Source organism: Rhizobium sp. 768_B6_N1_8 (genome assembly GCF_051811225.1).
Taxonomy (GTDB): Bacteria; Pseudomonadota; Alphaproteobacteria; order Rhizobiales; family Rhizobiaceae; genus Rhizobium.
In genome coordinates, this window is record NZ_JBPWPV010000001.1 from 4254550 (window position 1) to 4268670 (window position 14121).

At 60.5% G+C, this 14121-nt stretch carries 14 protein-coding genes and 1 riboswitch; of the genes, 2 read left to right on the forward strand and 12 right to left on the reverse strand.

Annotated features, from left to right (window positions below):
* The first annotated feature begins 99 nt into the window (after nt 1-99).
* Nucleotides 100-669, forward strand: a complete 570-nt coding sequence (efp, locus tag AB8B33_RS21655; RefSeq protein WP_037101953.1) for an elongation factor P — start codon at nt 100-102, stop codon at nt 667-669.
* A 129-nt stretch (nt 670-798) separates the two neighbouring features.
* Here efp and AB8B33_RS21660 read toward each other — a convergent pair whose 3' ends face one another.
* From AB8B33_RS21660 to metA, 6 genes are all read right to left on the reverse strand, one after another.
* Nucleotides 799-1527: an SIS domain-containing protein gene (locus AB8B33_RS21660; protein ID WP_037101955.1), complete on the reverse strand. Its 729-nt coding sequence runs from the start codon at nt 1525-1527 to the stop codon at nt 799-801.
* 13 nt (nt 1528-1540) lie between these two features.
* Nucleotides 1541-2692 (reverse strand): N-acetylglucosamine-6-phosphate deacetylase, encoded by a 1152-nt coding sequence (nagA, locus tag AB8B33_RS21665; RefSeq protein ID WP_439016842.1) that lies wholly within the window; start codon nt 2690-2692, stop codon nt 1541-1543.
* Complete coding sequence (locus AB8B33_RS21670; RefSeq protein ID WP_310385192.1) at nt 2692-3723, reverse strand: SIS domain-containing protein; 1032 nt, start codon at nt 3721-3723, stop codon at nt 2692-2694. The genes nagA and AB8B33_RS21670 overlap by 1 nt, the downstream gene beginning before the upstream one ends.
* Nucleotides 3720-4493: a GntR family transcriptional regulator gene (locus tag AB8B33_RS21675; RefSeq protein WP_113319824.1), complete on the reverse strand. Its 774-nt coding sequence runs from the start codon at nt 4491-4493 to the stop codon at nt 3720-3722. The genes AB8B33_RS21670 and AB8B33_RS21675 overlap by 4 nt, the downstream gene beginning before the upstream one ends.
* Before the next feature lie 116 nt (nt 4494-4609).
* Nucleotides 4610-5632: an aldose epimerase family protein gene (locus AB8B33_RS21680; RefSeq protein WP_113319825.1), complete on the reverse strand. Its 1023-nt coding sequence runs from the start codon at nt 5630-5632 to the stop codon at nt 4610-4612.
* Between the two features lie 140 nt (nt 5633-5772).
* Nucleotides 5773-6696 carry a homoserine O-acetyltransferase MetA gene (gene metA, locus AB8B33_RS21685; protein ID WP_113319826.1) on the reverse strand — a complete coding sequence of 308 codons (924 nt, stop codon included), beginning with the start codon at nt 6694-6696 and terminating at the stop codon, nt 5773-5775.
* Nucleotides 6697-6743: 47 nt separating this feature from the next.
* Nucleotides 6744-6821, reverse strand: a riboswitch (SAM riboswitch).
* Nucleotides 6822-6968: 147 nt separating this feature from the next.
* Here metA and AB8B33_RS21690 point away from each other — a divergent pair.
* Nucleotides 6969-8810, forward strand: a complete 1842-nt coding sequence (locus AB8B33_RS21690; RefSeq protein ID WP_113319827.1) for an ABC transporter ATP-binding protein/permease — start codon at nt 6969-6971, stop codon at nt 8808-8810.
* 55 nt (nt 8811-8865) lie between these two features.
* On the opposite strand, the gene AB8B33_RS21695 is transcribed toward AB8B33_RS21690, so the two are convergent.
* The 6 genes from AB8B33_RS21695 to AB8B33_RS21720 all read right to left on the reverse strand — a co-directional run bounded on the left by AB8B33_RS21695 (nt 8866) and on the right by AB8B33_RS21720 (nt 14051).
* On the reverse strand, nt 8866-9495 hold the full coding sequence (locus tag AB8B33_RS21695) for a DUF5666 domain-containing protein (protein WP_310385203.1): 630 nt from the start codon (nt 9493-9495) through the stop codon (nt 8866-8868).
* A gap of 161 nt (nt 9496-9656) precedes the next feature.
* Nucleotides 9657-10055 carry a VOC family protein gene (locus AB8B33_RS21700; protein WP_439016844.1) on the reverse strand — a complete coding sequence of 133 codons (399 nt, stop codon included), beginning with the start codon at nt 10053-10055 and terminating at the stop codon, nt 9657-9659.
* A 104-nt stretch (nt 10056-10159) separates the two neighbouring features.
* Entirely contained in the window at nt 10160-11980 is a 1821-nt protein-coding gene (locus AB8B33_RS21705; protein WP_439016845.1) for an ABC-F family ATP-binding cassette domain-containing protein, read from the reverse strand.
* Between the two features lie 3 nt (nt 11981-11983).
* The gene (locus tag AB8B33_RS21710; RefSeq protein WP_113319831.1) at nt 11984-12634 is read right to left on the reverse strand and encodes a thiamine diphosphokinase; all 651 of its coding nucleotides are present in this window, start codon (nt 12632-12634) and stop codon (nt 11984-11986) included.
* Nucleotides 12635-12759: 125 nt separating this feature from the next.
* Nucleotides 12760-13434: an OmpW/AlkL family protein gene (locus AB8B33_RS21715; protein ID WP_113319832.1), complete on the reverse strand. Its 675-nt coding sequence runs from the start codon at nt 13432-13434 to the stop codon at nt 12760-12762.
* Between the two features lie 92 nt (nt 13435-13526).
* Nucleotides 13527-14051: a MarR family winged helix-turn-helix transcriptional regulator gene (locus AB8B33_RS21720; RefSeq protein ID WP_113319833.1), complete on the reverse strand. Its 525-nt coding sequence runs from the start codon at nt 14049-14051 to the stop codon at nt 13527-13529.
* Nucleotides 14052-14121 lie beyond the last annotated feature (70 nt).

A 14121-nucleotide genomic window follows, 5' to 3' on the forward strand; every position in this document is an offset into this window, starting at 1 on the left:
TTTTAGGTTAGTGCCGCCCCGAAGAAAAAACATTTTGCGTCTTCAGGGCCATTCTGACTGTCCTCTACGACGCCGAAAGCCGACTTACAAGGAAGTCTTATGGTCAAGGTCATCGCCTCTTCGGTCCGCAAGGGCAACGTTCTCGATGTCGACGGCAAGCTCTACGTCGTTCTCACGGCTCAGAATTTCCACCCGGGCAAGGGCACGCCGGTTACCCAGGTCGACATGCGCCGCATCGTTGACGGCGTGAAGGTTTCCGAGCGTTGGCGCACCACCGAGCAGGTCGAGCGCGCCTTCGTCGAAGATGTGAACTTCCAGTACCTTTATGAAGACGGCGAAGGCTTCCACTTCATGAACCCGGCCACCTATGATCAGGTCGTCGTCGACGTTGACACCATGGGCGACCAGAAGGCCTTCCTCCAGGAAGGCATGACCTGCATCCTGTCGATCCACGAAGGTATTCCGCTGGCGCTCGAACTGCCGCGCCACGTCACCCTCGAGATCGTTGAGACCGAACCGGTCGTGAAGGGCCAGACGGCATCCTCCTCATACAAGCCGGCGATCCTGTCGAATGGCATCCGCACTTTGGTTCCGCCGCATATCGATGCCGGCACCCGCGTCGTCATTGCAACGGAAGACAATTCCTACGTCGAGCGCGCCAAGAACTGATTGCATCAGTTTCCAGACATTCGGACGGCCTGAAGCAACCGCTTCGGGCCGTTTTCATTTGATCGGAAATACTCATTCGCTTCCGGCAGCGCCAATAGACAAAGACCGGCAAAAACGCCGGCCTCCCGCTCAGAGATGCGGGTTACGCGGCCGGTATTTCTTCACCAGCTTCTGATTGATTTCTGCAGCGCCCGGCATGTTGGCGCTGAGGTAAACAGGCGCATCGCCCGATTTCGAAAGCTCGGAGGCGACATCCGCAAAGATGGCATTGATGACGGTGACGCCCACAGCCGTCGAGACCGGCCCGACCCGAAGGCCCGTGCCATCGAGATCAAGAACGGCGTCACCCGGCGGCAGCCCGTTATCCAGCACCACGTCGGCCACATCGGCAAGCCGCCGGCGCCCATTGGCGATCGCCGTCGAATAGGCGATCGAGGTGATGGCGATCACCTTGGCGCCGATCTCGCGCGCGTAGTCGGCCGCCTCGATCGGCGCGGCATTCACGCCTGAATTGGAGGCGATGATGATCACATCACCCGGCTGCATGCCGTAACGCTCCAGCATTGGCCGCACCAGCCCTTGGGTGCGCTCATAGACCGAGCTGATGACCGCACCCTCATGCAGCATGGCCGAGCCGACGAGAACGGGCACGGTAAAGGCAAGTCCGCCGGCACGGTAATGCACCTCTTCCGCCAGCATATGCGAATGGCCGGTGCCGAAGACATAGACACGCTTGTCGCCACGGGCAGCCTCAAGGATCGCGGCGGCGGCCTGCGCCATTGGTTCGGCCAGTGCCCGCTTCAACTCTTCCAGCCGGCCGATCAGATTGGAGAAATACGCGTCCGTGATGTCACTCATCCGCCGCTCTCCTTCAAGCCGCTTCGCCGTTTAGCCAGGTCGCCGTCACTTCGATTGCATCGGTGAAATGCACGAGATCGGCGCGCGCGCCTGGCGAAAGGTGGCCGCGATCGGCAAGCCGAAGGAAACGCGCCGGATAGAGCGTCGCCATCCTGAGTGCCTCGGCAAGCGTCAGTTCCAGATAGGTGACGCCGTAGCGGATCGTTGAAGCCATGTCGACATCCGAACCCGCTAGCGTGCCGTCCGAAAGGACCAGTTTCGAACAGAAGCCGCCCCTTTCGCGTCGCACGGTGCGGCCGTTCAGCGTGAACGTATCCATCTGCGAGCCGACCAGCGACATGGCGTCGGTCACAAAGAAAAGTTTGCCCTCGCCGCGCTTGGCACGCAGCGCCGTGCGCAACGCCTTCGGATCGACATGATGGCCGTCGGCGATGATACCGCACCAGACCGCCGGATGATCGATCGCCGCACCAACGAGCCCCGGCGCGCGGTGCGCCAGCTGGCTCATGGCGTTAAAGAGATGCGTCACACCGCGAGCCCCGGCATCGAAGCGGGCTTCCGCCGCCTCACTGGTGCTGTCGGAATGGCCGATGCTGACGATGACGCCCGCTTCGCTCAGTTCGCGCACCTGCGAAACTGCCACCTGTTCCGCCGCCATGGTGACGAGCAGCGTGCCGATCGCCTCGCGCGCGGCGATAAAGCCCTTGACGTCCTTGTCCTCGACCGGACGCATCAGCTCGGCGAGATGTGCACCCTTGCGCGCCGGCGCCAGATGCGGACCTTCCAGATGCAGGCCGGCAACGCCGCGGTTGGTCTTCACCGCAATCTTCGCCGCCTCGATCGCGGCGGCCGTCGCTTCTGCCGTATCGGTAATCAGCGTCGGCAGCAGCGCCGTCGTTCCATACGGCCGATGCCCGTCGGCGATCATATACATCGAACCCGGCGACGGCTCGTCGTTCAGCATGCGGCCGCCACCACCATTGACCTGCGCATCGATGAAACCGGCAGACAGCACGCCGCCTGCCAGTATCACGACCTCGCCCTCGGGCAGATCATTCGGGCCGACGATCGCCTCGACGCGTCCGTCCTTGACGATTAGCGCCCGTTCATCATGGAAACGTTCGCCATCGAAGATACGCGCGCCGGTGAAGATCTTGCGGGTCATCAGACGGTCTCCGTCACCTTGAGAAGGTTGGCCGGCTTGTCCGGATCAAAGCCCTTCCGGCGGGTGACGGACTCGATCAGGCGATAGTAGACGAGTAGCGAAACCAGGGGATCGACGAGACCGTTGCCGGTCGTCGGAACCTGCAGATTGACGCCGGCGAGCGGCTTCGTCGAAAAGGGCACGGTGGTAGCGCCAAGCTTCTGCAGACGCTCCAGCGCCTTTACATTGTTGTCGTAGGCGGCATCTTCAGGCACGAAACCGATGATCGGGAAGCCAGGTTGTACGAGGCGCATCGGGCCGTGCATCAGTTCCGCAAGAGAGAAGGCCTCAGCGTGAAGACCAGCTGTCTCCTTGGCCTTCAGGGCCGCCTCGAGAGCGATGGCGAAAGCCGTGCCGCGGCCGCCGGTATAAAGTGAGGCGGCATTGAACAGCACATCCTCGGCTGCCTTGGTTTCGATGCCGGACGTCGCGGAAAGAGCGGCCGGAAGCTTCTCGAGCGCCGCCTGCAGATCGGCCTTGCCGCTGATCGCAGCCGTCACGCCAGCGAGGGCGGCAACAGATGCGATGAAGGATTTGGTCGCCGCAACGCTCTTTTCAGCACCGGCATTGAGGCCAAGAACGAGATCGGCCTGCTTGGCGAGCGGGCTGTCAGTGACGTTGACGACGGCAATCGTCGTCGCCCCGCCCTTCTTGGCCGCCTCCTGCAGCGCCACGATGTCAGGGCTCGCGCCCGACTGTGAAACGGTGAAATGGATGCCGCCCTTCAGATGCAGGGAGGCACCATAAACGGAAGCAATAGACGGCCCAATCGAGGCGACCGGCACGCCGCAGGTAATCTCGAACAGATATTTGAAGAAGGTCGCAGCATGGTCGGAAGAGCCGCGCGCCGCTGTCGTGACGACGCTCGGGCGGGCGGACGAGAACAGCCGAGCGATTTCTGCGAAGACCGGCTTTTCTTTTTCGAGCAGGGTAGCGACCACTTCGGGCGATTGGCCCGCCTCCTGCAGCATCAACGACTGGTTCTCACTCATAGGTCATCTCCAATTCTCAGTTCGGCGACGAAATCATAGGCGTCACCACGATAATGCGAGCGGGTGTATTCAACGACGCGCTGGTCTTCCAGGCGTGAAACGCGTTCGATCAGAAGCGCCGGCGCACCGGCCTTGACATCGAGGATAGCCGCCGATGAAGGATCGAGCGTGACGGCGGTCAGCCGCTGCATGGCGCGCACCGGCTTGTGGCCGCTCTGGGCGAGCGCATCATAGAGCGAGCCTTCACCGCCGGCATCCTCGCCGAGAAACTTGACCGGCACGACCGCGCGTTCGATGGCGAGGGGCAGCCCGTCAGCCAGACGAAGGCGGTCGAGCCGCAGCACGGGCTCATCGACACCGAGGCCGAGCAGGAAGGATTCTTCGGGAGACGGATTGTTGATGGTACGCGACAGGATCTTCGCCGCCGGCGAGCGTCCGCGCGAGCGCATGTCCGCCGAGAAGGAGGAAAGCCGCCATAGCGACTGCTCCATGCGCTCCACCTTGCTTGAAACGAAGGTGCCGCTGCCGTGGCGCGATTCCAGCGCACCCGATGTCATGAGATCGCGATAGGCTGTCCGAACCGTCACGCGACCAAGCTTCAGGGCTTCCGCCAGATCGCGTTCGCCGGGCAGCGTTGTTCCGGGCTTCAGCAGACCTTCCTGAATGAGGCCCGTGAGCGCCTGCGCCAGCCGCTTGTAAAGCGGCCCCGTTGCCGCCTCATCGCGCAGCCCACGACCATTCAGTTCCGCTATCAGACTGGTTCTATCCATGGACGCATAATAGAACCTATTTAGAACCAATCGGCAAGTCGGATTCGCTTCACCAAAAAGAAAAACCCTCGCGGGACACCGCGAGGGTTTTCATTGATCCTGACGGATGGGTGATCTCAGTTCTTCGTGAAGATGTAATCCGTTTCCTGCCGCAGCACCTCCCCTGGACGCAGAACCGCGTTCGGAAAGCCTGCATGATTGATGGCGTCGGGCCAGATCTGCGTTTCCAGGCAGAAGCCTGCGAATGGCGCATACTTGCGGCCACCGAGACCCGGCACCGGCACGCCGAGCTTGAAGCCGGCATAGAACTGTACGCCAGGCTCGGTCGTGCGCACTTCCAGCGAGACGCCGGAATGCAGGCTGCGGGCAAGTACGACGGAGCGCTTGGCCGTGCGCTCGCTCGAGAAGCAAAAATTATGATCGTAGAGCGCCTGCTCCTGACCGGCGAAACGCTTCATCGGCGCCATCGCGCGGAAATCGAACGCGGTGCCTTCGATAGAGCGGATCTCGCCGGTCGGTATCTGCTTCTCATTGGTCGGCAGATAGTGGTCGGCAGCGATCATGATGTCGTGCGCCAGCGCATCCTCCCGGCCATCGAGATTGAAATAGGAGTGCTGGCAGACATTGGCGATCGTCGGCTGGTCCGTCGTCGTCTCGTAGTTGACGGAAAGCTCGCCATTGCCATGCACGCGATAGGTCGCCTGGATCGTGCAGTTGCCGGGATAACCGGCGCGGCCATCGGGATCGACGATCTTCAGCACGACACGGTCGGTCTCGTGCTCGACGATCGTCCAAACGAGTGTACCGATATTGTTACTGCCGCCATGAAGATGCGTGACACCCTTCTCGTTCAGTTCGAGCTGGTAGTCCTTGCCGTCGAGCGTGAACTTGCCGTCGCCGATGCGGTTGGCACAGCGTCCCGGTGTCGCGCCGAAGAAAGGCGAATGCGCGAGGTAGCTGCCTAAATCCTCGAAGCCGAGCACCAGCGGGGCATTATGGCCCTCGAGGCTGATATCCTGGATTACTGCGCCCCAGCTCAATACCTTGACCGTCAGTCCGCCGCCGCGGATGACGACGCGATGGACGGTCTCCCCGTCCTTCGTCTGTCCGAAAACTTCCCGTTCCAACTTGTCCGTCATGATCGACGCTTACTCCATCCCTAGAATTCAGGAACCGGAACCTGCCCCCATTCGCCGCAAACCGCAACCGGGCAGGGCCGGAAAACAAAATGCCGTCGCAGAAATGCGACCGGATCATTTCTAAACTGGACCGGTGGCGCTCAGATGTCCGAGCCGATCTCTTCGATATCGTAGGGCGTCGTCTGGTAGATCTCATTGATCCAGTTGCCGAAAAGCAGATGCGCATGGCTGCGCCAGCGGTTCTGCGGCGCAAGCGCCGGATCGTTATGCGGGAAGTAGTTGTGCGGCATCTTGATCGGCACGCCAGCATTCACGTCGCGGAAATATTCGTCCGAAAGAGATGTGGAATCATATTCGACATGGTTGAAGATATAAAGCCGCCGACCCTTCGGCTCGTGGACGAGACAGACGCCCATCTCACTCGATTCCATTAGGATCTCGAGGCCGTCGACCTTCTCGATGTCGGCCCGGCGCACCTCGGTCCAGCGCGACACCGGAACCTCGAAATTATCAGAGAAACCGTTGAGATAAACGGAAGAGGGTTTGAGATTACGGTGGCGGTAAACGCCGAAGGCCTTTTCCTTCAGTTCATACTTCGGCACGCCGTGGAAATGATAAATCCCCGCCATCGCACCCCAGCAGACATTCATGGTCGAATGGACGTTTGTCTGCGTCCAGTCGAAAATCTGCTGCATTTCCTTCCAATAGGTAACGTCCTCGTAAGGCAGCGTCTCGATCGGCGCGCCCGTGATGATGAAGCCGTCGAACTTGCGGTGCTTCACTTCCTCCCAGGTCTGGTAGAAGGCGAGCAGATGTTCTTCAGACGTGTTCTTAGCTTTGTGGTTGCCGACACGGATCAGCGAGAATTCCACCTGCAGCGGCGAAGCGCCCACCAGGCGCGCCATCTGCACTTCTGTCTTGATCTTGTTCGGCATGAGGTTGAGCAGCCCGATGTGCAAGGGGCGGATATCCTGGCGGATCGCCACCGTTTCGGTCATCACCCGCACGCCCTCGTTCACGAGGGTTTCGAAGGCAGGCAGCGTATCGGGGATCTTGATGGGCATTGCGGTCAACTCGATCAAAATAAAAAACCGGCGGCGAAAGAATCGCTACCGGTCCGCACGCGGCCCTTTAGCGATTTATTTAACGTGGCTGCAAGCCGGCCGGCCAAATCACCACGAGGCATCCTAATTAGCGCCAGTCGCGCTGCGAATCAACTGTCAATAGAGACAGCTGCACAAGCCATCACGCTTTCTTTATGGGTGGTGGAATCTGTTGATGGACCAGTAACGCCCCCATGTTATTAATGGTGTGATGGGCGATTTTGGAAAAAATAATGAAAAATGACGTCAAAGGGGGGAAGGGCATCCAGAGTCAGGACCGGGTGGGGTATGATCTCAGCCTGACATATCGGCTTGGAGTGATGTTCTCCGCATTCTGGAATTCGCAGGTTCGCGGCAAGGTCGTGGGACTTGCGATCCTGCTTGTCGTCATCATCCTGATGACCGCCTATGGACAGGTGATCCTCAACGAATGGAACGCCCCTTTCTACGATTCCCTCGAGCGTCGTGATCTCGGCGAGTTCTTCCGCCAGCTCGAAGTCTTCGCGATGATCGCCGGTGCGCTGTTGCTGCTCAACGTGTTGCAGGCATGGCTGAACCAGATGACCGCCCTCTACATGCGCGAAGGCCTCTCACGCGATCTCGTCGATCAGTGGCTGGAGCGCAAGCGCGCCCTCAAGCTCTCCACCATCGGCATCCTCGGCGTTAACCCGGACCAGCGTCTTCACGAAGATTCCCGCAATCTTGCCGAAAGCACCACCAACCTCGCTCTCGGCCTCCTGCAATCGACCATTCTGCTCGTCAGCTTCATCGGCGTCTTGTGGGAGCTTTCGAGCGGTTTCATCTTCCATATCAGCGGCCACAGCTTCACCATCCCCGGCTACATGGTCTGGGCGGCGATCTTCTACGCCGCATCGGCCTCGCTATTGAGCCAGGTCGTTGGCCGCAAGCTCGTCAAGCTCAATGCCGACCGATTCTCGAAGGAAGCCGAACTGCGCTTTGCGCTAATGCATGCCAACGAGAATATGCCGGCGATAACAGTGGCGCGTGGCGAAGAGAACGAGCGCAAACGCATCAACGGCGATATCAGCAACGTCCTTACCGTCATCAAGCGGCTCGCCATGGCCAATACCAACCTGACCTGGGTCTCGGCGGGTTATGGCTGGCTGGTTATCGTTATCCCGATCATTGTTGCAGCCCCCGCCTATTTCTCCGGCGGCCTCACATTCGGCCAGCTGATGATGTCGGTCGGCGCCTTCAACCAGGTCAATACGGCGCTGCGCTGGTATGTCGCCAACTTCGGCCCGATTGCCGAATGGCGCGCCACGCTGATGCGCGTCACCGATTTCCGCCAGGCGCTTCAGGAGATGGATGATGACTTCGATTTGAAGGACGCAATCGTCTACGAGGAAACCGCGCCCGACAGGCTGACGCTGAAGGATATCGTCATCGTTGCCAAGCTTGGCGAGGATATCGACGATTGCGGCGGCTTCCAGATGCGCGAAACGGATGTGACGATCAGGGCCGGCGAAAAGGTCATGATCAACGGCGATCACAGCGTGAACCGCCGCCTGCTCTTCCAGGCCATGGCCGGCCTCTGGCCCTGCGGCAAAGGCACAATAGGCCTGCCGCCGATTGACGACATCCTGTTCATCCCCCAGGTTGCCTATGTGCCGGGTGGAACGCTGCGCGAGGCGATCGCATTCCCCCAAAAACCCGAAGCCTATGACACCGCGGCCATCGAAGCCGCACTTGAGGCTGCCGGCTTGCATTCCCTGGTCGCCCGCCTCGATAGCCGCGCGCGCTGGGACAAGCTTCTCGATGCCGATGAACAGAAGGCTATCGGCTTTGCCCGCCTGCTCCTCGTCAAGCCGCGCTGGGCCGTCTTCGACGAAGTGCTCGAAGGCATGGAGCCGGAATGGCAGCGCACTATGACGAAGCTGCTTACCACGATGCCGGACACCGGCATGATCTATATCGGCCGCTCGGAGACCTATCTGGAAGCGCTGCATCCGCGCATACTGCATCTGCTGGCGCTGCCTTCGAAATCCGATGAAGAACCGGTAGCATCCGTCGCAGGATCAAGCGCCGCGACAGCTCGTGCCCCGGCGCTCTGATCAATTCCAGTAGAAGAAGTGTGCGGCGGTTTGGCTGAAATTGCTCCAGGAGAGCTTACATCGGCGGCATCACGCCGTTGATGCCGACGGCGACCTGAGCGGCCGAGATACTGCCGTCGGCTGCCCTTTCCGCCATGACGATAACGCCGGCGCCCGGCTTCAGATCATCTTTCGTTGCCGGCGCAAAGGTAACGATCGGCGTGCCCTCGGCAATCGAGATGGTCTTTTCCTTGCCCTGATAGGTGAGCGTGATCGTGTGGCCGTCGACAGCCTTGACCGCATTGCTGACGGTCGCATTCGTCATCGAACTGTTCGGCTGCACGTCCCACGGACGGCTGCCTTCGCCGGTGCCCTTCATCGCGGCCGGGAAGATCAGCACCTCGATCGCGCCATCGGGACCTGTGCCCTTCGGCAAGGAGGCGACACCAACGAAATCGCCGACCTTGATATCATCGACAGAAGCATTCCTGATACCCGAGACCTTCCAGCCGGACTTGAGCGCCACCGTCGCATCGCTGCCCTCGCGGGTCTTGACGGTTAGCGTGTCGCCGTTGAGACTCTCGATCGTGCCACGAACGCGCACGCGCTGGTTTTCCTGAGCAATCGCCGCCTGCGAAAGGCTAAGCACGACGAAGCCGCTGGCGGCAAGCGCCGTCAATATTCTGGTATAGGATTTGCAAGACATGTAACTCTTCCTTGTCGCCATTGATCGGCACGATCCCCAGCTGAGCGGCACTCTATGCCGCATGACGCGGCGCGGGCGAATCAAGGAAAAGTGAGGAAAGCGGACCCCGACAATCCGGTTCCAGACGCCGGAGTCCGCGAAAGACCTTTGAAAAGACCGGCTCAACCGGCAGCAGACATGTCCATGTACATGATTTCCCAGACATGGCCGTCGAGGTCCTGGAAGCTGCATCCATACATCGGCCCCATATCGAGGATCGGCTTCCAGGGCTTGCCGCCCACTGCCAGCGCCTTCTTGAGGTAATCATCCACCTCGTCGCGGCTACCGGCCGAAAGGCAGGTCAGCACTTCCTTGCCCTTCGTCGTATCGGCGATATCGCCCTCGATGAACTGCTGGAAATGACCGTGGGTCAGCAGCATCACATAGATGTTTTCCTCGACAATCATGCAGGCAGCATCGTCGGTGGTAAAATTCGGATTGTAGGAAAAGCCGAGCGCCGAGAAGAATTCCTTCGACTTGACGAGGTCCTTGACCGGCAGGTTCACGAAAATCGTGCGCATGAAAAAATCTCCCTAATGACGTGGCGGCACCATGCCGTTGATCACGTTCGGCCCAAGGACGGAGAAAACCACCCGATCCGACATTTCAGGAAATTTTTATCGGATCAGCCTTCCAGCTCCTCGCGCAGCATTTCGAGTTCCAGCCATTCCTCTTCCATCTTGGTCAGGCTTTCGCGCAGTTTCTCCATCTCGGATGCCAGCCGGTTGAAGGTTGCCGGGTCCTTGGTGAAGAGGTTCGGATCGGCCATCTTCTCCTCACGCTTGCCGATCTCCGCCTCTGCCTTGGCCATTTCTTTCGGCAGGTTTTCGAGTGCGAATTTCTGCTTGTAGGAGAGCTTGACCTTCGAGGCAGAAGGTGCGGCAGCCGTCTCCTGCGCCTTAGGCTTTTCCGCCGCCTTCTCGGCCCTGCGGCGCTCCTCGGCTGCACCCTTGCGCTGCGCCAGCATGTCGGAATAGCCGCCGGCATATTCGATCCAGCGCCCGTCCGGCGCTTCCGGATTGGCCGGCGCAATTGTCGAGGTCACCGTCCGGTCGAGGAAGTCGCGATCGTGGCTGACGAGGATGACGGTGCCGGCAAAACCCGTGACGATCTCCTGCAAGAGGTCCAGCGTCTCGATGTCGAGATCGTTAGTCGGCTCGTCGAGGATGAGCAGGTTCGTCGGCCGCGACAGGATGCGCGCCAGCATCAGCCGGGCGCGTTCGCCGCCGGAGAGGTTCTTGATCGGCGTGCGCGCCTGCTCCGGCTGGAACAGGAATTCCTTCATGTAGCCGGTCACATGCCGCTGCTCGCCATTGACCAGCAGGTTCTCGCCACGCCCATCCGTCAGGTAGTTGGCAAGCGTATCGTCGAGGTTCAGATCCTCACGCTTCTGGTCGAGGGTCGCGATATCAAGATTGGTGCCGAGCTTCACCGTACCGCTGTCGGGCGCAAGCTGGCCGGTCAGCATCTTCAAAAGCGTCGTCTTGCCGGCGCCGTTCGGGCCGACGAGACCGATGCAATCGCCACGATGCACGCGGATCGAGAACGGCGCGACGATCGGCCGGTCGTCATAGCTTTTGGTGATCTTGTCGGCCTCGATCACCAGCTTGCCGGATTCCTGCGCATCGGAAGCGCTTGCCTGTACCGTTCCCTGCGGCCCTTTGTGGCCACGATACTGCGAACGCATCGTCTGCAGCTCGCCAAGCCGGCGCATGTTGCGCTTGCGTCGTGCCGTCACGCCATAGCGCAGCCAGTGTTCTTCCCGCTCGATCGCCTTGCCGAGCTTGTGCTGCTCCAGCTCCTCTGCCTCCAGCACCTGGTCCCGCCACGCCTCGAAAAACGCAAAGCCCTTGTCGAGCCGTCGAGACGTGCCGCGGTCAAGCCAGACGGTGGCCGTCGAGACCTTTTCGAGGAAGCGGCGGTCGTGCGAGATCAGCACCAGCGCACTGCGCGTCTTCTGCAATTCGCCTTCCAGCCACTCGATGGTCGGCAGGTCGAGATGGTTGGTTGGCTCGTCGAGCAGCAGGATGTCGGGCTCCGGCGCCAGTACGCGCGCAAGTGCTGCGCGACGCGCTTCGCCGCCAGAAAGGTTCTTAGGATTTTCCTCGCCGGTCAGCCCGAGATGCGAGAGCAGGTAGCTGACACGATAGGGATCGTCGCCCGGCCCGAGACCGGCTTCGGCATAGGCCTGCACGGTCTGGAAGTCGGCAAAATCCGGCGCCTGCTCCAGATAGCGCACCGTTGACGCTGGATGGCGGAAGACGTCACCTGACTGCGCGTCGACCAGGCCGGCGGCGATCTTCAGAAGCGTCGATTTGCCCGAGCCGTTGCGGCCCACGAGACAGATCTTGTCGCCGGACTCCACCTGCAGGGCAGCGCCCGCCAGAAGCGGTGCACCGCCGAAGCTCAGGAAGATATCGTCGAGTTTCAGAATGGGAGGCGCCAAGTATCAGACTCCGGAAAGATCATAGGGCCGCGCGAGCACGATGGCCCTGCCGCTGGCAAGCGTGAAGCGCACAGGCCCCTCCGCCACATTGGAAATGGTGCGCGACGAGCCGAAGGGCAAATGGAAGTCGGCGAGCGGATAGCGGGCATTTTCGATGAACAGGCCACGCAGCTCGCTGAAGCCTGGCACGGAAAACAGACTGCCCGGCGGAAGATCGATCTCCAGCGAGCCGGGAAGCAAAGGCACGGCCTCCTCACTGCCCGAGGTCAGCAGCATATCGAAGCCTTCTTCCGCCAACTCCACGGCGTAGAGCAGATGCTGCAGGGCGTGGTCGGACCGTTCACCGCCCAGCGCACCCGCAAGGATCAGGCGTTTGGCACCACGCTCGATCGCCTCGCTAACGGCAATTTCACCATCCGTCGCAGCCTTTGCGACTGGATAGGGCTGGCGCGGTACGTCAGGAAAAGCGCGGTCGAGATCGGGCGGTGTCGAATCGAAATCGCCAACCCACAGTTCCGGCACCACGCCCAGCGCCGCCGCATGCCGCATGCCGCCGTCGGCCGCGATGAACCGGCTTTCCCGCACGGCGTCGCGCAGACGATCCGTCAGGCTGAGTGCCCCGCCGAGCAGGATGGTGAAGGTGGATTGGCTCATGGGCATTGCCCATAGCGCAAACGGGGGGTGAAGGGGAAGAGGCGCCGCAGATCCGGTGCCTTTCCCTCAAAGCAATTCCCGCAAAAGCGTGCAGCCGTTTTGCGGGAATTGCGTAATCAAATGCTCTAGAAGCGATAGGTGACACCGGCACCGATCAGCCAGGGATCCAGTTTCGCCTTGCCGCTGACATCGGCACCGCCGACGGTCGCATCGAAATCCGGACGCAGGAAGATTTTCTTCACATCCAGGTTCGCACCCCAATGCTCATCGAACATGTAGTCGAAACCGGCCTGCAGCGCGACGCCGAATGTGTTCTTCACATCGAGGCTGTCGGCACTCTTGCCGGACTGGTTGTAGAAGACAGTGTAGTTCACACCGGCACCGAGATAGGGCTGGAAGGCACCGAAATCGGTGAAATGATACTGCAGCGTCAGCGTCGGCGGCAGCAGCCACGTCTTGCCGATTTCCCCGAGGCCGGCAATCGAGCCTTCGCCATGCACATTGGCATAGGTCGTGCCGAGAATGAGCTCCGCGGAAATATTGTCGGTGAAGAAATAGGAGATATCCACTTCCGGAATCACCGTGTCCGAATAGGACAGATCGGATCCGGGGATGCCATCGACTGAGCCGTTGTCGCGCGTGATCACGCCAAGCGCACGAAGACGTACCTGCCATGGGCTTTGCGTGGCCATTGGCGAGCCCGCCGAAGGCGCCAGATCGGCCGAAAGCGCCGCATGCCCGAAGGATGCGAAAACGATAGCGGCAAAAATACCCCTCAGCCGAAGCGGATGATGTTTCATGTGAATCTCTCCTGATGTCGTCGAACGAGGAGAGACTTAGGCTTGCCTTGGATGGGTCGGCTTGAGCGAGATCAAACGCTCGGACTATTTTCTTAGCCCGGCGTATCCTTGTCGCGCGAAAGGAAGATCGCCTCGTAGCCGCCGATGAATTTCTCGAACAGCAGCGAGAAAGTGTCGATCTCCTCCTGTGGCCAGTCCCGCACAACCTCGGAAACGAAGGCGAGCTTCTGGGCCCGGATTTCCGCCAGCAGATCCTTCCCGAGCGGAGTCATGACGACGACGATACGTCGCGCATCCGCCTGCGAAGCCTCACGGCGCAGGACGTTGCGGCCCACCATATCGGACACGACGCGGCTTGCCCTCGACGGGTCGATGCGTAGCATCTCGGCAATGGCGCCGACCGTCACCTCGCCATTTTCCTGTGCGCGACGCACGGCATCGAGTACGTCGAGATGAGACAGCTCCAGATCCGGCGCCACGCTCTGGATCGCCAGGCGGCCGATCAGCCGGCGTCCCGTCATCATTCGCATGCGCGTCATGGTGCGGCCGATGCGCGGCACGCTGTCCAAAGGATCATCAAGCTCGGTCGTTCTTGTCTTGGTCAAGGTCTCGTTCATGACGGAATCATAACAGACCGGAGTTGAAAATAAAATATGCCAATATCAACAATGTGCCGTTGACAAATAT